14 protein-coding genes are annotated in these 19,066 nt (G+C 44.5%); 11 read left to right on the top strand and 3 right to left on the bottom strand.

Translation table 11 applies throughout. The features are described 5' to 3' along the window. The first annotated feature begins 2 nt into the window (after nucleotides 1-2). The 7 genes from AB6805_RS26800 to AB6805_RS26770 all read left to right on the top strand — a co-directional run bounded on the left by AB6805_RS26800 (nucleotide 3) and on the right by AB6805_RS26770 (nucleotide 9,693). The gene (locus AB6805_RS26800) at nucleotides 3-2,972 is read left to right on the top strand and encodes a hypothetical protein (protein ID WP_370912507.1); all 2,970 of its coding nucleotides are present in this window, start codon (nucleotides 3-5) and stop codon (nucleotides 2,970-2,972) included. Next, nucleotides 2,969-3,922 (top strand): hypothetical protein, encoded by a 954-nt coding sequence (locus AB6805_RS26795; protein WP_370912506.1) that lies wholly within the window; start codon nucleotides 2,969-2,971, stop codon nucleotides 3,920-3,922. Before AB6805_RS26800 ends, AB6805_RS26795 begins: the two co-directional genes overlap by 4 nt. Before the next feature lie 126 nt (nucleotides 3,923-4,048). After that, a complete protein-coding gene (locus AB6805_RS26790; protein WP_370912505.1) occupies nucleotides 4,049-4,516 on the top strand; it encodes a hypothetical protein in 468 nt (155 codons plus the stop codon). A gap of 451 nt (nucleotides 4,517-4,967) precedes the next feature. Continuing rightward, on the top strand, nucleotides 4,968-5,528 hold the full coding sequence (locus AB6805_RS26785; protein WP_370912504.1) for an RNA polymerase sigma factor: 561 nt from the start codon (nucleotides 4,968-4,970) through the stop codon (nucleotides 5,526-5,528). A 288-nt stretch (nucleotides 5,529-5,816) separates the two neighbouring features. Continuing rightward, nucleotides 5,817-8,192, top strand: coding sequence for a TonB-dependent siderophore receptor (locus AB6805_RS26780; RefSeq protein ID WP_370912503.1), 2,376 nt, complete (start codon nucleotides 5,817-5,819; stop codon nucleotides 8,190-8,192). A gap of 185 nt (nucleotides 8,193-8,377) precedes the next feature. Next, on the top strand, nucleotides 8,378-8,536 hold the full coding sequence (locus tag AB6805_RS26775) for a hypothetical protein (protein WP_370912502.1): 159 nt from the start codon (nucleotides 8,378-8,380) through the stop codon (nucleotides 8,534-8,536). Between the two features lie 35 nt (nucleotides 8,537-8,571). Next, entirely contained in the window at nucleotides 8,572-9,693 is a 1,122-nt protein-coding gene (locus tag AB6805_RS26770) for a DUF692 family multinuclear iron-containing protein (protein WP_370912501.1), read from the top strand. A gap of 2 nt (nucleotides 9,694-9,695) precedes the next feature. On the opposite strand, the gene AB6805_RS26765 is transcribed toward AB6805_RS26770, so the two are convergent. Next, the gene (locus AB6805_RS26765; protein ID WP_370912500.1) at nucleotides 9,696-10,400 is read right to left on the bottom strand and encodes a hypothetical protein; all 705 of its coding nucleotides are present in this window, start codon (nucleotides 10,398-10,400) and stop codon (nucleotides 9,696-9,698) included. A gap of 172 nt (nucleotides 10,401-10,572) precedes the next feature. Between AB6805_RS26765 and AB6805_RS26760 the strand changes: the two genes are divergently transcribed. Continuing rightward, nucleotides 10,573-11,436 carry a hypothetical protein gene (locus AB6805_RS26760; RefSeq protein WP_370912499.1) on the top strand — a complete coding sequence of 288 codons (864 nt, stop codon included), beginning with the start codon at nucleotides 10,573-10,575 and terminating at the stop codon, nucleotides 11,434-11,436. 3 nt (nucleotides 11,437-11,439) lie between these two features. Here AB6805_RS26760 and AB6805_RS26755 read toward each other — a convergent pair whose 3' ends face one another. Both AB6805_RS26755 and AB6805_RS26750 read right to left on the bottom strand, forming a co-directional pair. Continuing rightward, nucleotides 11,440-11,913 (bottom strand): DUF6265 family protein, encoded by a 474-nt coding sequence (locus AB6805_RS26755; RefSeq protein ID WP_370912498.1) that lies wholly within the window; start codon nucleotides 11,911-11,913, stop codon nucleotides 11,440-11,442. A 73-nt stretch (nucleotides 11,914-11,986) separates the two neighbouring features. Further along, a complete protein-coding gene (locus tag AB6805_RS26750) occupies nucleotides 11,987-13,108 on the bottom strand; it encodes a glycoside hydrolase family 43 protein (protein WP_370912497.1) in 1,122 nt (373 codons plus the stop codon). 329 nt (nucleotides 13,109-13,437) lie between these two features. Here AB6805_RS26750 and AB6805_RS26745 point away from each other — a divergent pair, with 329 nt between their 5' ends. The 3 genes from AB6805_RS26745 to AB6805_RS26735 all read left to right on the top strand — a co-directional run bounded on the left by AB6805_RS26745 (nucleotide 13,438) and on the right by AB6805_RS26735 (nucleotide 19,053). Then, nucleotides 13,438-14,037, top strand: coding sequence for an RNA polymerase sigma factor (locus AB6805_RS26745; RefSeq protein ID WP_370912496.1), 600 nt, complete (start codon nucleotides 13,438-13,440; stop codon nucleotides 14,035-14,037). Nucleotides 14,038-14,126: 89 nt separating this feature from the next. Next, the gene (locus AB6805_RS26740; protein ID WP_370912495.1) at nucleotides 14,127-15,341 is read left to right on the top strand and encodes a FecR family protein; all 1,215 of its coding nucleotides are present in this window, start codon (nucleotides 14,127-14,129) and stop codon (nucleotides 15,339-15,341) included. A 154-nt stretch (nucleotides 15,342-15,495) separates the two neighbouring features. Next, nucleotides 15,496-19,053, top strand: a complete 3,558-nt coding sequence (locus AB6805_RS26735) for a SusC/RagA family TonB-linked outer membrane protein (RefSeq protein ID WP_370912494.1) — start codon at nucleotides 15,496-15,498, stop codon at nucleotides 19,051-19,053. Nucleotides 19,054-19,066: the final 13 nt, after the last annotated feature.

Genomic DNA, 19,066 nt, shown 5'->3' with positions numbered 1-19,066 from the left:
CCATGTCTGATAATAAAAAGCTGGTAGTCACCATCCCGGCAGCGAAAGGATCGGTAGATGTAAAAACTTCCACCGCCGTATTAAATGAGGCCGGAACAGTGCGGGCAGAAATGAAACGCATTACCACGATGGTGGAGAAACTGCCGGCGCCTGCCAAGATCAGCGTTCCCATGAAAATGCCGGAAGGTGATAAAACCCCTTACCGCTGGATCTGGTCGATGTTGCGCACGCTTACATTTAAGAAAACGGATGTGAACGAAGCACTGAACGGCCCGGTGGTGCATCCCAATTTCCCGAAGATAGTGGAAGGTGGCGGACTTGGCTGGCTGGAACCTTTCCTCGACGGGCATGAACCTACCAATTCAGCAGCGCATGGCTACTTTGTTGCTGCGCGCGGAAAGCCGGCGATTCAGTCGGCCGAGTGGCGGGAGTTTACACCTAATAATGACGGTAAAATTATCACCGCTGGTACTAAGAAATTCAGGGAAAGTGTACAGCTGCATATTTATACCCGCGCCTTGTACGGGCAGGAACTACGGATTTTTCTGATGGACAATGATACTGCTACAGCGGATGATGATCTGCCACCCTGGGAGCGGGTTGCAGGAGAAGCACAGAAGGAGCCAGGGAAAGAAACCCCCGATGATGCCATCAAATATTTCACCCGGCAGGTGAAAATAATGCCCATGCTGCCGGATGAAACCAGCCGTGGGGAAACGCTGCAGACAAGTGATTTTGTAATAAAAGATAAGTCGGGGAAAGATATGAAGGTGGCCACCGGCTCCATCACCTACCAGAACTTTGTGCAAAAAATAGTAGTAGACGTTTTCCTGGACGACCTCTGGAAGCCTGGTGCAGGCGAAGTACTGGAAATATATCCCATCGTAAAAACACGCGATGGCAAGCTCTCTAAAACATTGTCGAAGTGCTTCCTTAACGTAAAGGAAGATCCCAAAGTAAAAGAATCTCCCCTGATGTATGGCGGTAATAAGCCGGTGCTGGCAGGAGATATTCCTACTAATACGCGCAAGTTCCAGCCTTGTAAGTATGGCATGATCACCGTGGAAGATAAAGACGGGACACAAACCATTTTTGATGAAAATGTACTGGACTTTAAGCCCCCGGAAAATCTTACCTATAACATAGTGGCGGGAAGCGATACCGCGAAGAAAACCATCAAGCTTAGCGTGCAAAGCCTGGTGACTCATGAAGATGAATGTACAGCGTCACCGAAGCATAAGGACCATGTAATAGACCTGAGCAGCTTTGGCGCCAAAGGATATAAGAAAGAAGATGTGAAGGCGGGTGTAAAACGGGAAAAAGAGAAAGAGAGTGCCGCCAAGGGGAAATTTGAAATAAAGGCCAATAACTATAAGTTTAAAAGAGATACAAACGCTTCTTTCTCCGGTGTGATAAAGGTATCGGATGAAGAACTGGAATTTGATGCGCAGTACAAGTATAATTTCTTTGATGAAAACAATCATGTGCTTTTTGAGCGGATCCTGGGCTATTTGTGGATTCCTGCGGCGCAAGCCGATCATTTCCCGGTAACCATCCAAACCTGCCGCTGGAAACATGTTATCGAATTTGCGGTGTATCCCGATATAAAGTGGACAGCAGCCCTGGCGTTTAACATGGACAAAGCAGATTTTGATGCGCTGAAAACCAAATTCGCGGAAGCAAATAATGGTAAAGGAATAAAGAATGCCTTGCAGCGGTTTACCATGAACCGGCTGGAAGGCGTGGAAAAGATCGGGGAAGCGGCGAAAGGCCGCTGGAGTAAGCCCACACCTACACTGGACCGGCACAATGAAGAGTTGGGTACTGAATTGGGTGAAATGTTTGCACTGCCAAAAGATAAAAAGGCGGCGCCAACCCCGGTGAAATCGAAAGGCAAGTTTGCAGAGCTGGTGGAACTGCTGAAAGAATTCGATTTTTCCATCAAGGTGGAATGGAATAATGATACTGAGAGCGTGGATCCTATTGAGGATATGATCGCCAAATATTACAATGTGCTGAAGGCCGGATGGAACCTGGTAAAGGAGTTCAGGAACATTATTCATGGCAACCATACCAATAAAGCAGATACTTCCGGCGACGACGGGAAAGACCCCGACGAGTTTATCAATAAAAACAAAGGGAACCCTGATAAAAACATCCAGGGACTCATTCAGCGGATGCAGCGCAAGCCATTTGATTATGAGCTGCAGTTTCCAAAGCTGGGGCTGGCAGCTTCGTGGTACTATGAAACCATGCCGCCACAAAAAGGTGACAGCAAGTTGTGGGGCGCGGGCAAAACCGTGCTGGTAAAGCTGGATGCCAAACCGTTGGTAGGGATCGACCTGAAGTGGGATTTCCTGGAACTGCTTTGTCGCCGGCACCCCATTGCCTATGCCATCTTAAAGGCTGTAGACGCGTTGCTGTACATATGTGCGGACGACGACAGTAAAGTGGATATCAGTGTAACCCTCTCCGGTAAAATAGACCTGGAAGCCACCTTTAAACACAACACGGTGGGAGGGAATGTATTCACCCGGACAGCCGGTGCATCAGAAAAGAAGGAAGACCTGATAAAGGGAGGGGCAGCAGTGTCAGTGAAGCTGGAATGTAAACTGTATCTGAGTAAAACGGCCACCGCATTCAAGGTAAAGGTAGTAGTGGCGCTGGGAATAGGACTGGAAGGAAGTTCCGGCCTGGGATTGCAGGCCAGGATTGGTTCTGATGACGCGGGACTATTTGTAGGATTTGATTTGATTTTTGAAGGCATAAAAATTGAAGGGTATGTGGAGGCAAAGGTGAACGTAGGGGAAAAAACGAAAGAGGTAAAGAAGAAGAAAGGCGCCCCCGAAAAACCGGCCGAATACAATAAACTGGTGGAAGCCAATCCCAAAGCGTCTTTTGAAATCGGTATCGATGAGAAAAAGATCTCTTTGAAAAAAATATACTTAACAAAAAAAGAATCGGACGGATGAGTAAACCAGCAATCATCATCTCATTAATTTTACTGATCGGCCTGCATAGCTGCGGGCAGGGAACAAATGCAAAAAAAGAAAGCATGAATCAGGGTATAAAGGAAAAATATCTGAACAGTTATAAACTGGTAAAAAAATACGACTATAATCCACGTTTTATCCTGGATTTTAACAGCTACAATTGTACCTATGAAATACTGGTTAATGATATGCCCGCCTATTCGGACTTTGACGGCGGGAACCAGGGCGGTGCAGTATGGCCTGTATCTCCCAATATCCTGAAAAGCGGTAAGCAAACCATTACTATCAGGGTATTCCCAAAAGTAGATGACGACGATAAAATGGAACCGTTTTTACTGGCAAAAAACTGCGGCCTGGAAGTAAAGGTGCTGTATGGCGATGAAGAAAAAGAAAAGCCTAAAGAATACAAACAACTCTTTTATTATAAAATGCCGGAGATAAAACTGGATAATGTGCCCTACCTCGAATTTAAAGGCACCTTTGAGGCTTCTACCCCTTACCAGCTGAAGGGATGGGGCCAGAGCCAGGATCTGCGGAAAGAAGATAAAACGCAGCTCACAAAAGAAGTGCTGGCCTTTTACAACCAGTACCGCAAACTAATGGCAGATGGCAACATGAATGCTGTGGCGGAGTTGATCTACAACAGGGAACTCGAAACAGAACAGGCTTATTTTCAGAACAAGCCTGCCGATGCTGCAGAAACCTGGAACCGGTTTGACCAGATCAAGGCTTATCACCTGGAGATGCTGCCATTGGAGCATTATGAACTGCGTTTTTTTGGCGACGGAAGGGTAGTGGGATTGATCCGCACGGATGATGAACTGAGAGGAGAATCGGCCCTGGCTGGCATTACCGACAATAAGTATAAGATATACAACCTGTTATTGCATAAGCCGGCAGGCAGTGACCAGTTACAGGTGATCCGGTGATCCGGTGATATAAGAGATTTATGAAGGAAAGGGAACAGCATATCACTATGTTGTTCCCTTTTTATTTGCTGTATATTTTAAAATCAACATCTTTTTATTAACTTTTCATTCAAACACCTGAACGTTATGAACCTGCGATTACCCGCCATTATTGGTATTATTGGATGGACCGTTGTTTCCTGCGGGGAAGCAAAGGCGCCGGAAGCCGCTACAGCGTTATCTTTAATAGGTACGTGGAAATTAGCATACAGTAAGATGATCAAGAACGGAGATACCACTGATACGTATCCCGTAAAAGGTCAGGAGATGATCAAAATGTTTAATGGCAGTCATTTTGCGTTTTTCAAGCATGATGTTTCGAAAGGAAGCGACAGCAGTACCGCTGTTTTCGATTCCGGTGCAGGCACTTATGAGTTAACGGGCGACAAATACGAGGAACACTTGCAGTATTGCAGCTACCGCGCCTGGGAAGACATGCATTTCACTTTCACACTTAGCTTACAGCATGATACGCTGATTCAGCGTGGTATAGAAAAGATTGATAGCCTGAACGTTAACCAGGAAATCCTGGAAGCGTATATCCGTGTACGTTAAGTTATTTTACCATGAGCAGCAATATTCCCTTTCAAACTATCGATTGGTCATTGATCCCGAAAACAGTCCATATAATTCCTCTCTTATTTCTCTTCTTCTTTCCGGCCGGTTAATCCGTCCTTCCGGGTGCTATTGCTACGCCCGTTAAGCCCTCCCTTGCACTTCACCCACGGAAATTACATTGTGTTTTTAATTAATATTTATTTTTCCTTGCCAAACAGCCATGGCATTGAATCTTACCACTTCTAAAACATTCGTGCTTAACAATGGATTAACCAGTCGGGATGTTTTATAACGTTACTTTTATTCCAGATTTAGAAAAACGGAATGCAAAATAAACCACTTTCAACCACCGTAGTAAACCATTAGAAAGCTTGATTTTCTAACACCTGTATTGTCAATAAAAGTCGAAATATTTTTCCTAAACCAGTCTCTCAAAAAGGAAATGAGAATGCAACATAACAACCAAGATGCCGTCCTGCTGGAACTGCTTAAAGATGGTAGTACCGAAGCATTTACAAGTGTGTACAAAAAATATAGCCGCATCCTGCTACTGCTGGCTGTAGATATGCTAAAGGACGAAGAAAAAGCAAAAGATGTTCTCCAGGAATTTTTTCTGGACTTCTGGCAGAAGAAATTGTTCCTGAAGATTGATGCTAATTACCAGAACCGGGACAGTTCCTGTATTATGAAAAGCTACCTGTATGCGAGCATACGGAACCGCTGTCTTAACAAAATTACGCGGGAAAGGAAATTTTCCTGTGTTATTCCGGATGAAGCTTTTGTACCGAACGATCCGTTGGAAAGCGAAGAAATTTACTGCCAGGTGAATATCGCACTGAAGAAAAAAGTACCGCCTAAATCCTCTACGGCTTTCCGTTTAAGACACTATGATCAGAAAAGCCATAAAGAAATAGCGGAAGAGATGAACACCAGCATTCAAACGGTGAAGAACCAGATTGGTACTGCTGTAAAGATTTTACGCGGTTATTTTACACCTGCCCACCTGTAATCCGGGAAACCTTACTTTAAACAAGTTGACGCTTGTTGCCCACCGCCCTTCAATGGGTAGTGGCAGGGATTTGCTTTATATGGTCATCCTGGTGGACCTTTTAGGTCCGCCAGGGATCTAATGGCTTTTGAAAAATGATAAGCTATTATCCTTGCTGGTGGCGTATTTTGCGTTGACGCACCCCGCCAGTCAACCAGTTGCCGCTGTGCATAAATAATTATTTCCCGATTGCGTAAATCGTTTTCCCGATACAGTAGATAATTTGGTCTTTTCTCAATGCACCTTTGCATGGTAAACGATAAGACCAACATGACAAGGGCATACCTGTTTCTAACACTTTTTCTACTCCCATTTACCTTGATATATGCCGGCGTGCCGGACGAAGGAGCCAACAATACCATTCAGGGCATTATTACCACATCAGACGGTCACCCGGCAACCAACGTAACCGTTATCCTGAAAGGCATTTCAAAAGGAATGATCACCAACCAGAGCGGCGAATTCCTCTTTAAAAATATTCCGGATGGCAACTACGAACTGGAGGTATCTATGGTGGGATTTGAAACCATCAGAAGAACGGTTGCTGTAGTAAACGGCAAAAGCGTACTGCTGCAAATAGAACTAAAAACATCTTCCCAAAACCTCGAAGAAGTGGTGGTGGCCACTGGGGGAAACCGCTTTGCCAAAAAGGAAAGCGAAGATGTATCCAAACTGCCGCTAAAAAACCTCGAAAACCCACAGGTATACAGCGTAGTAGGGAAAGAGCTGATGAAAGAACAACTGGTTACAGACTATAACAGCGCCTTCAAAAATATTCCGGGGGCAGGCATTCCAATTGTATATAACCAGGGAAGAAGCTCCGCTACATCAAGAGGCTTTACCACCGCCAACCTGGTACGCAACGGTGTAGGCAGCTTCGTGTATACCAATGTAGATCCCGCCAACCTGGAACGCATAGAAGTGATCAAAGGTCCCTCGGCTACTTTATTTGGCAGCACCCTTTCTTCTTTCGGAGGGCTGTTTAACCGGGTTACCAAAAAGCCGTTCGACAGCTTCAAAGGAGAAGTGGCTTACTCCGGCGGAAGCTGGGACCTGAACCGCCTAACACTGGATATCAATACTCCCGTAAACGAAGAGAAAACTGCGCTGTTCCGCTTCAATGGCGCTATCCACAGCGAACGCAGTTTCCAGGACGCCGGCTTCAGCAAAAACTATTTGCTCGCGCCCAGCTTTTCCTATAAAGTAAACGACCGGCTCACCATTTTGCTGGACGTGGAAATGAGCGGTTACAAAGCTACTTCTCCCATGAGGGTGAGTCCTTACACAAAAGGAAAGGCGCATAGCGTAGCGGAACTGGGCATGCCCTATAAACTCTCCTATGCCAACAATACGATGAGCTATAACAGCCAGCAGTTAAACGTTTTTGGCCAGATCAAATATAAACTGTCCGGAAACTGGACGTCGCAAACCGTATTTTCCCGCACCCGCTCCAGCTCCGACGGATTCACTACACAACTGAACATCTTAAGCGATAGCACCCTGCGGCAGGCAGTTACCTCGCAAACCTATCCATACTATGGTACAGATATCCAGCAAAACTTTATCGGCGATTTCCATATCGGTAAAATGCGTAACCGGTTGGTGGTGGGTGTGGATTTTTATAGCCTGCGCGCCTCCCGGAATGATACCATCGTGAATATGCCGGCCATCAATTACAGAACTCCCGGCGATGCCTACTATAATTTCAATAAGGACAATGTAACACCGCTGTTCGCAAAATTAAAATTCCTGGCGTTCGACAGCAACCGCGAAAACACTTACAGCGCCTATTTCTCAGACGTTATCAATATCACAGAGCAGCTGCTGGTGATGGCAAGCCTGAGGCTGGATAACTACCACAATCTTGGTGCTTATTATCCCAGTAAGGATCTTACAACAGGCAATTATACCCAAACTGCTTTATCACCTAAATTCGGCGTCGTATACCAGGTCATTAAAGACCGGGTTTCCGTGTTTGCCAACTACATGAACGGATTTCAGAATCAGTCGGGTACTGATTACAACGGCAACACGTTTAAACCGCAACAGGCCAACCAGATAGAAGGCGGTATTAAAGCAGATCTTTTTAATGAGAAATTAAATGCCACGCTTAGCTACTACGATATTTCGGTTACCAACTCTGTATATGATGATCCCGCTCACAGCGGATTTTCTCTCCAGGATGGAACCCAGCTCAGCAAAGGCTTTGAAGCCGAAGTAATTGCTAACCCCGTTCCGGGATTAAATATTATTGCAGGTTATGCCTACAACGAAAGTAAAATGGATAAGGCGGATGCTAAATTCCAGGGATTGCGGCCCTCTTCGGCCGGGCCAGCCACTACAGCCAACCTGTGGGTGAGCTACCGCCTGGTGCATGGCACTGCCAAAGGACTGGGTTTTGCTTTCGGCGGTAATTATGGCAGCCAATCGTTTCAAACCAACACCAACACCTTCGCCTTTACGATACCTTCCTATACTGTGCTGGATGGCTCCCTGTTCTACGACAAACCCGCTTACCGCATCGGGGTAAAAGTGGATAATATTACCAATGAAAAGTACTGGTCGAACCGGCTTGCAGCACAAAACCCAACACGCGTAACGGCTAACCTCACCATTAAGTTTTAAGCAATAACTGCAGGAGAAGCAGCCTCTCCTGCAGTTACCATCTTCCTTTAGGCTCATGATAATTACACCAGCTCCCCAATGTTAAGGATCTGTTTTCCTGTAACTTTTTCATATTCCCCTCCGTTTAACAGGTAATCTTGTTTTGACAAGCATATTGTAGCATTTCATCCCTTAAATAATATCAAATGAAACTGCCAAAATCATTACTCGGCGCCATCCTGATCGGTATCACCGTTCAAACAACCAGTTCCTGTAACAAGGATAAATCAGTTAAGCCAAAAGAAAAGAAAGAGGAAGTGAAAAAGCCATATGAAAATGGTTGTCCTGCCTGCGGAATGGGTTGATCCCATCTTTCATCATTCACATTTAATTCCAAAAGGTGCCGGAAATTCTGTCAGCAGCCGCCTGTAACCTGGACGCCGATATATTGGCAGCATGTCTTCCGCTAATGGAGGAATCAAGACTGCAAGCCATTGAATGGTCGTTTGATGCATTGTTTAAAGTGCAGGAAATACCATCCTGGTTTCTTGAATTGCTGACAGCCTACAGCGATGAACAACGACTCATTGGTCATGGCGTATTCTTTTCCCTTTTTTCAGGAAAGTGGCGCCAGGAGCAAGCCGATTGGCTGAAACAATTGAAAAGGGTCAGGGAAGAATTCCGGTTTGATCATGTAACGGAACATTTTGGCTTCATGACGGGGAAAGACTTTCATCACGGCGCTCCGCTGAATATTCCCTATACTAAATCCACACTTGACATTGGGAGAGACAGGCTGAAGCGGATCTATGAAGCAAGTGAATGCCCGGTAGGACTGGAGAACCTGGCCTTTTCCTATTCGCTCGACGAGGTAAAACGTCACGGCGCCTTTTTGGAACAACTCCTGGAACCTGTAAATGGTTTTATCATCCTCGATCTGCACAACCTCTATTGCCAGATCCACAATTTTAATATTCCGTTCGAAGAAATAATTACCCGCTACCCGTTAGATAAAGTAAGGGAGATACATATTTCCGGCGGTAGCTGGGAGGACGCTCCCAATAGCCCGGTGAAGAGAATAAGGAGGGATACACATGATGATGCCGTTCCGGCAGAAGTATTTCATTTACTGGAAAACACGATAGCGCGTTGCCCCCATCTTAAATATGTTGTGCTGGAACAACTTGGAAATGCTCTTACCACCGCGGAAAGCAGGACTACTTTTTACAATGATTTTGGAAAGATGGAAAATATTGTAAAGAAGAAAAGTACGCCCGGTATATCATCTTACCAGTCTTTTTTACCATCATTCCCCATAGTAACAGGTGAGGTTGTGGAAGATGAAGTTTTACACCATCAGCAGCTGGAACTTTCTGCTATACTGGAATCAGCCACCTCCTGCGACGAGGCTATTCGATCGCTCAACCGTTCTTCGCTTGCACATACCGCCTGGCAAATCGAGCATTGGGAACCTTATATGATTGATACCGCCATGCAGATTGCGCAAAAATGGAAGAAATGACACTACACCGCTACTGAGTGCTTTAACTTCAAAACATTCAGTTCTTCTTTTGAAAGCGAGATAGTTTCCAACTGTGATCTGCACGCTGCTGCACGCTCCGGCTCATTCAGCGCTCCGGCCAGTTCAATGCGAAGTATTAATGCTTCCGCGATATCAGCATTTGATTCATTCCCGCGTCGGGCTAATGCAGCATCCAATGTTTTCGCAGCGGCCACATCATCATTTTTGTAGTCGCGGAACCTGGCGGCAACGGCAATAGATTTTTGCAACGGGCTTTGGTTTTTATTATCCGCATGCTGCCACACTTCTTCATCCTTCTCTCCAAAACTAACAAAGATGATGGAGTTGCCGGAAACATCTGTCAACGTAAATCGTGTGGCGTCTGGTTTCATTCTCGAAATTCTGGGAATGCCGGTGTTAGGTACTCTTCCCAGCGAAGCTTTTAGTTTTCCGGTAAACTCCAGGTACACCGCCCTTGCATCGGCAACCGTTACCAGGCAACCACTGTAAGCAGTATTCATGCCTTTAACACGGGCAAAATGTAATTCATAGCCACCGCGCTCACTGATCCCATATTGGTAAGGGCGCGTCAGTTTATAGGTGGTACGGTATCCAAGTACCTCCCAGAATGCCAAGGTTTCCTCAATGGAAGAACAGGGGAGTATGGGAGTTGTTATCCACTCTTTTTTAGTTTGTAGCGTGTTCATAAGAGCCGTTATTTTTTATCCGGCAAATCTATATCCTTTCCGGAAGCGACTCTTTTTATATACTTTTTTGTATGTAACCGGTATGGTTAACATGCTCCTCTTTCTTTGTAACCAAATGCTGTACAAAAATGGTAAATTGTATTACGAAAGGGAATCCATTATAGTATTATACATGAGTAACGGAAAAAATAAAGCGTTTGTTAATCCAACCGGAGCGGCTTCAATTGGCGGTATATTTCTTGCGATGGTGAGACTCGCATTGGGTATTAATTTGCTATACACTGATCCGCTGTCATTCCGGTTCAGGTATCTCCTTATAATTTTATTCCTTATTTCAGTTGCAAGGCATCTGCTTTTCTATTTCATTAAACCCAGGCCGGATAATATATATAATTTACTGCTCGACTTGATCACGCCGTGCCTGTATGGCTTTATACTGTTTCATGTTTTATCCGTATATCAGTCAGAATTTTTATCGCTTTCCGTCAGCCTTTTTCTACCCGCCATCATTTATTGTTTTTTATTTGGCCGGGAACCTGTTCCCGTAATGAGTAAAAGAATTTTTTGGGGTGGATTACTTTCTTACATACTGACTTTCCTTCTCACGTTAAATTATGCGTTTGATTCGTCTAATCCTGCGGTGGAGAAATATTTTTTGGCAAACAAGTATTATGCAAGCGTTCCATATGATCATGGGGATGCAGGATCGGATCAATATTATTTTGATCTCATTCATGTAGACAGTATTTCTAACCCTGCCCAATGGGTAGAAGTAAACCAGAAAACCTATGGTCAATATCGTGGCGGTCAGCAATATAAAAGGATGAAATTTGGGGATGCAGAATATATGATATTGGCTAAAAAAGAAACGCCATTTGCTAAACGTCAGTATTATTTTTTAATGCAGCAGGTAAATGGTCCTTTTCAGGCTAAAAATATATCGGAATCAACATACGCGCAGTTTGAAGAAGGAGATACTTTTCATATTGAAAAGCATAAGGGATTTTTAGGGCTGGGATGGGCGACTTACCGGTAAGGGTTATTGTACTCTTCTCATTGGAAACTGCCGGAACTGTTGTTTATTATTCATTACCCCCGATATTTCAGCTATCAGGGAATCGGATGAAATAAGTGTATAGGTTATTTTCTGCGGGAAATCATGCGCCGGATTCTCAAAAATTAATTTATTATCTGAAGAAAATGTTACTTTAAAAGATACCGGCATATTATCATTCTGATTGGTCACAGTTGGAATGTAAAACAAAGCGCCATCTTTTTGCAGCAGGCTAACAGTCTCTAAAACAACAGTATCTTTTTCTTTCAACAGGAAACTTTTCCCGGAATAGCTGGAATCACTGCTGCTTTTCCAGGTTTCATAAATAGTCCCTTTATTCGTTTTTTGTTCCCATTTTCCCAGTAGCCAGCTGGCATCGGCTAATTGCTGGCAAAACCCGTGAATGCTGAAAAACATTCCTATGCCTGCCAGTAAAAAGACTTTTTTAAGATGATCCATAACGCTATATTTTAGGCGACTTAGGGAACAAGTTGTTTTTGTTACAACTAAAAAACTTTACTGAAGATCAATGCTACTTGGCTCCACCGGGAAATGGCTGCGGTGCTGTTGTTGGGCCCTGCACCACCAATTTTCCACCAGGCAATATATTCATCCGGTCGATAAAAACGACACGCTTATCACCCGTTTCCAATGTACGGCCATGGTATACACAAAACATTTCTTTACCATCCGGTGAATACGTGATGCTATTGTGGCCAGTCCCTGTTACCACACCGCCTTGCTCAACGTTCTTTTGCAGCACCGGGTTGTTAGCAGCCTTTTTAAAAGGCCCTAAAGGACTTTTAGACGTAGCATAACCCACCGCATAATTTTTGCCGCCGAAGTAATTCGCCGAATACATCATGTAGTAGGTATTTCCTTTTTTGAAGATGGAGGAACCTTCTGTCCAGCGGCGATTCACTTCTTTGGATGTAACCGAGCGGCTTTCCCATTCGGCTTGTTTATCTTTCATGCTCACCGGTGGGCGCAATAGCAGCACCGGTTCACCGATAACGCCACTGAAATCTGGTTTTAATTCTACACCATATACCCAGCTTTCTTCGATCTCATTGAACCAGCCTTTATTTTTTGCCCAGGCAGCTATTTCACTCTGTACCGGATGTTTGTAGCAACAACGGGAATAATAGAGATATACTTTTCCACTTGGATCGAATAGCACATTTGCATCGATGACAGGATAGCCAGGGTCAAAAACGGGTTTGTTGTTTACATCGATAAATGGCCCGGTTGGTTTATCTGCTACAGCAACGCCAATGCGAAAGTTTTCGAGTTCCTTCGTTGGATTGTCTTTCCATTGAGCGCTGTAAAACATGTAGTATTTGCCATTAATAGCATATACTTCCGGGGCCCAATAAGCGCCCTCCCAGGCGGCTTTTGGATCGCTCCAGCCATTTTTGTTATTGTGAAAATATACCTGGCCCTCGTTTTTCCAATTAACCAGATCGGTGGAAGAATAGGCGGCGAAGCCGTTCCTGGCGCCACCGGTCCCATACATATAGTATTTGTCGCCCTCGACATGCAATACATAAGGATCGCCCAAATCAACAGCCAGGGGATTTTTGTAGGTCAGTTGCTGTGCGTTCAGTGCTATCGCCGCTATTAGTAAAAGAGAAATCAGGATGATTTTTTTCATGTTCCAATATATTAATTTTCTGTGAATGGACATGCTCCTACTGAGTATTTCCAGGTACAGTTAATTCCAGGAGGGATATCAGAGGGAGTTACTCTTGCAGGCAGCTGCTTTTTATGCCTGCGGTTCATGTTCAGCCCCGTTGATACCATCTTGAATCCAGCAACCCAATTGGTAGCTGAATGCGAAGAAGCCAGGAAAATCACTATCTTGTTTTAAGATCACCGATCTGATCTACCGAAGAAAGAATTATGTTATGAGTCAAAGGCTAATTATAATTGTGTGAAATTTTTAATAACATTGTGGCTAATTCGGATCAATCAACTTATTAATTGTCAGGTATTAAACATAATAGTGACCGCCAACTGCTGCTGCAGATCTCCGAAGGGGATGAGCAGGCGTTTACTATGCTTGTGAAAGCGTATTCCGGCCTTCTTTTTACTTACCTGGTCAAAATTACCAAAGATCAGGATATAGCTTCCGACGTGGTGCAGGAAATTTTCACCCAGCTATGGCTAACAAGGGAGTCTCTGAGAGAAGTGGAGAGTTTTCGTTCCTGGTTATTTGTAATTTCGAGGCATCATGCAGTTAGGATGCTGAAGAACATTGACAGAGAGTACAAAAAAAGGGAGGAGTGGCATCAAATAACACAAACTGTGGCCGGCGGCATGGAGGCACAGGACGAGGCCGCCTTAAAGGATGCCTACGATATACTGGTGAAAAGTGCAGTAGATCGGCTCCCGCCGCAGCAAAAGAAGGTTTGGATGCTTGCCCGGTTAGAAGGGAGAAAATATGCCGAAATAGCAGCGGAAATGCAGATTAGCCGGGAAACCGTAAAAAAATACCTTCAAATTGCCTCTTCATCTATCGTTGACCACATCAGGAATAATGGCCTGCCAATCATAATTTCGTTCCTGATTATAAAATTGTAAATTTTTTCCCCATTGGGATACCCCCTTTTTTACAGAAGCCTTCTCCTAAGATAAGATGGATCATATCCGTTGAGATAAATTGATTGACTGTGAATAGCAGACTACAACACCTATTGGAACGGTGGTCAAATGACCAGTTTACCGAAGCAGAAAGACAGGAGCTTATTGATATGTTGCAATCGGCTTCTACTGAACAGGAAATCATTCCTGTACTGGAGGATATGTGGGAAAAAATACAGGATGAAGGCCTCTTTAGTGAAGCCCGGCAGCAAACGATGATCAAAAATATCCTGGATCGCTATCCAGGCAGGAAGTTCCCTGTTGATAAAGAAGCAGTGAAGAGTATGTATGTTGGTCACCGGAATGCCCTCATACGGAAATGGAGTTGGGCTGTAGCGTCTTCTGTGGCATTGATAATTGGTATTGGTGTTTATTACCTGTATCACAAAAAGCAGGCAGAAACGCCAGCGGGTATTGTGCAGTCGGTAACAAATGGACAACAGGGAGAAAATAGCGTTTTACTTACCTTGTCAGACGGATCACAGGTACCTTTAGATACTATTAAAAATGGCCGGATAGCACTACGGGGAGGGACGGTTGCCAAAGTCACCAATGGAGTATTTGAATACGAGAGAACAGGTTCAGAAGTTCAGTATAATACAATATCTACCCCGAAGGGCAAACAGTTCCAACTTAGATTATCAGATGGAACCAACGTGTGGCTGAATGCGGAAAGTTCCATTCAATACCCGGTAGCATTTACTGGTAAGGAAAGACTTATTAGTGTTACAGGAGAGGTTTATATGGAGGTAGCTCAAAACCCTTCCATTCCTTTCAGGGTAGAGGTCAGCGGCGGAACTGCTGTTGAAGTACTTGGAACAAGTTTTAACGTGAATGCATATGACAATGAGCAATCCGTTCGAACCACGCTGCTGGATGGAGCGATACGGGTTGCAATGAAAGGATCGGAAAGAGCAGCCTACAAACTACTTAAGCCCGGACAACAAGCCCTTACTACCACCGGAAACAGGCCTATCCAGGTTTTTGACGATGTAAATGCAGTTTCGGTTGTTGCCTGGAAAAATGGCGTCTTTGACTTTAATGATGTTTCGCTGGAAGAGGCTATGCGGCAACTTGCAAGATGGTATGATATTGAAGTAATTTATCAGCAACCAATTCCGGAAGTACAGCTGGGCGGTACTATTAAGAGGAGCCTTCCCTTTGCCGATGTGCTGTATTTTCTGAGCAACGTGGGACTTCACTACAAACTGGAAGGAAACAGGACATTAATTATACTTCCCTGATGGCTATAAAGCATTTTGTTCGGGATCAACTACAAAAACCAACCAAAATTATTTAGAAAGTATGCATTTTTCTGCTTTAAACCAGCCGTGGAGGCTCGGAGTAGCCTGGTGTGGCTTCTTCTGCCGTCCAGTATCAACCAAAATACGCTTCGCGATGAAACTAACATTTGTTTTATTAACTGTTTTCTTAGTGCAGGCACAAGCCACAGGACTGGCGCAATCTATTACTGCCAAACTACACAAAGAGCCTTTGCATAATGTGTTTAAAATTATTGAGAAACAGACGGGAGTAACTGTTTTCTATAATGATGAGCATATTAAGAATGCGCATCCTGTGACTATTGAGGCACAACAGATGCCATTGGATGATTTTTTGACCGCTATTTTGAAGCCAGAAAAACTTGCTTTTGAGATAAAGCAGGGTAATGTAGTAGTGATGCGCAAAGATACTGGCGCATCTGAGAAAAAAGGAAATTTATCCGCTGCTGCGGAGTCTAAAACGAAAGTGTCAGGATTAATCACGGACGCTGATAAAAACCCTCTGCCTGGAGCTACCATCCGTATTAAAGGCAGCCAGGTAGTAGCCGTGAGCGATGAAAAGGGGATGTTTCATATAGAAGCGGAAAAAGGCGCAGTGCTCATAATAAGCTTCATAGGATTCAATGAAAAAGAGATGAAGGTGAACGATTCAGAAATGATTTCGGTTATTCTGACGCCTTCGGAACAAAAGCTGGAATCTATTGAAATTGTTTCTACAGGTTATCAGAATATTACCAGGGAACGAAATACAGGGGCAGTGGCGAAAGTGGATATGGGCACTGTTGCCAACAGATCCAGCAGTACCAATATTCTTCAAAGACTGGATGGGCTTGTACCCGGCCTGGTGGTAAACAATTCGCCGGGTGGAGAGCCGTTACTGGTTCGTGGTTTGACTTCCCTCAACTCCACCAGGTCGCCATTGATCGTGGTGGACGGCGTGGAATTACCGGGTGATAATACAAGTGAGACATCCGGCAATAATATTCTGAATAACTCCAACCCTATCGCCAACATCAATCCGCAGGATATTGCGGATATAACTGTTCTGAAAGATGCCTCCGCAGCTTCTATCTGGGGCGCCAAAGCGGCGAATGGGGTAATTGTTATTACTACCAAAAAGGGTAAAACAGGACAAAAAATGCGGGTCGATTACGACGGTTATTATAATTTCCAGGGAAAACCGGATCTATCCTATATTCCGAAAATGAACAGTAGGGATTTTATTGCTACTGCAAAAGAAATCTTTCCTCAATTTGCACCTTCTTATAGTTGGAATGCAGTACAGGTCTTTGCCCCGGTTCCTCCGCATCTGCAAATTCAATATGATGAGTATCGTGGACTAATCACCGGTGCGCAGGCGAATAAGGCGCTGGATAGTTTGGCTGCCATTGATAACAGGAGTGATATTTCCAGTATTTTTTACAGAAATGCAGCCTCAACTAATCATACCGTCTCGCTTTCAGGAGGCGGTGATATTTACAGTTTTTATGGATCACTGAGCTATACCGGTATTCAAAGCAGCACACCTGGTGAAAGAAACAATTCATATAAGGTAAATGTCAGACAGGATTTCAATTTCAATAAGAGATTGCAGTTATCAGTAATCACTGATCTTACCAATACAGTAGCAAGTACTTCAAATCTGGGCATAGGAGTGCTGGCGCCGGATATTTCCATGGTGCCTTATCAGCGGTTCCGCGATAAGGCAGGAAATCCGCTGGCAGTGAATTTCCTGGGAAATTACAGCGATTCTCTCAGGCTTAATTATGCCGCCAGGAGCCGGGTTAACCTGGACTATGTCCCGCTTGATGAGTTTAACAGGGGATATTCAAAGAGTAGCAGTATATCCGGAAGAGTGGTGGGAAGCGCGAAATTACAATTGCTGAAAGGACTTCGCTTTGAGGGTACTTATGGTTACCAGACATTTGCAAGAAACAACCGGACAGTTCAGTACCAGGAAAGTTACGCGGTAAGGGACCAACTGGTAGGTTTTACGCAGGCGCCAACTGTAAACGGTACACCCAGGTATTGGTTGCCAAAGGATGGTGGGATGCTCAATGTAAATAATGCGTCTCAGAAAAACTGGACAGTAAGAAATCAGCTGATATTTGACCGTAACTGGGATCCGCATCAACTGACTGTGATGGCAGGACAGGAAGCTACAAGTTCCACACCATTGACATCATCTGCTACCTACTATGGCTGGGATGATCAGTTGCAGGTTTCCCGTCCGGTAAATATTGATACACTGATGAAAGGGATTACAGGAACGGTATCCGGCCTGCTGGGAAGAGCGTTGCCATCAAATAATGTGGGTGGAGGAGAAGGGGCTATCGCAAGAACCACCTCTTACTATTCCACATTGGGATACATGTACCAATGGAAGTATGCGCTGAATGCGAGTTGGAGGATTGATGAGAGCAATTTATTCGGCCTTGCCAAATCTGCTCAAAACAGGCCCGTTTATAGCATAGGCGGTAAATGGCTGCTGAACAGGGAAGACTTCATGAAATCATTTACATGGCTGGACCGGCTTCATTTGAGACTCACTTATGGTATAACAGGTAATGCACCCAAGCCTGCCCAGGCAGCATCATTCGATATCCTGCAGTCCGCATCGAATGTAAACTATGTAACAGGAGTTGGTTTGGTTATTGGCACTCCCGGCAACGATAAGCTTACATGGGAAGGAACCACTGTTTATAACGCAGGACTGGATTTTACAGTGCTGGGTGGCAGATTGGGCGGTTCAATAGACGGATATATAAAGAAGACCAGTAACCTGATCGGCTCATTGATGACGGCGCCGTTGACTGGATATGCAACCGTTATCGGTAATTATGGAGACCTTGAAAATAAAGGGTTTGAGTTTAGTCTGACCTCACTTAATGTCATTTCCCGGGATTTTAACTGGAATACTGTCCTAAACCTGTCGTACAACAAAAATAAGATAACAAGGATGGCAACAGCAACTGCCATCACAACCGGTACAGGAATGATTGGAACTTCCTTCGCGGAAGGTAAACCTGCATACGCTGTATTTGAATTCATCAACGGCGGGCTTAACGCTGCGGGAGATCCACAGATCATCCAGGCCGACGGAAAAATACTGTCTGATAAAAATGGATCCAAACCAGAAGACGTTCATTTGGCGGGAACTTCTCAGCCTATCGCGACAGGTGGATTATTCAACACATTTTATTACAGGCGATTTCAATTGGGAATTAATATCAGCTTTAACTTAGGACATGTATTGTTCCGGGATTTTAATAATTTTTGGCAAGATCCCCTTTATCAGAACACGCTTCAACCTGAATTTGCTAATCGCTGGAAGGCGCCGGGAGATGAAAATAAAACCAATATTCCCAGGTATGCCTATAACACTACCATCGACAACGGCAGAAATATCTATTACTATACTTACTCCAACCTGAATTCATTTGACGCTTCTTACGCAAAAATCAGGGAGATCACGCTTTCCTACGATGTGGGTAAGACGTTGGTTCGGAGACTGCATGCGGAAGGATTGACTTTCAGGGCACAGGTATCCAATCTCATGCTCTGGAAGAAGAACCACTTCGGGATCGATCCGGAGTTTCAATCACCTGCAGGTGTCAGAAGTATCCGTATAGGACAAGGTACATTCACAGTTGGCGCACACATTACTCTTTAATTAAACCTGCTTA

The sequence above is a fragment of the Chitinophaga sp. RCC_12 genome (assembly GCF_041360695.1).
GTDB lineage: Bacteria > Bacteroidota > Bacteroidia > Chitinophagales > Chitinophagaceae > Chitinophaga.
The sequence above is the reverse complement of the archived record's forward strand: the minus strand, read 5'-3'. Positions and strand labels throughout refer to the sequence as shown.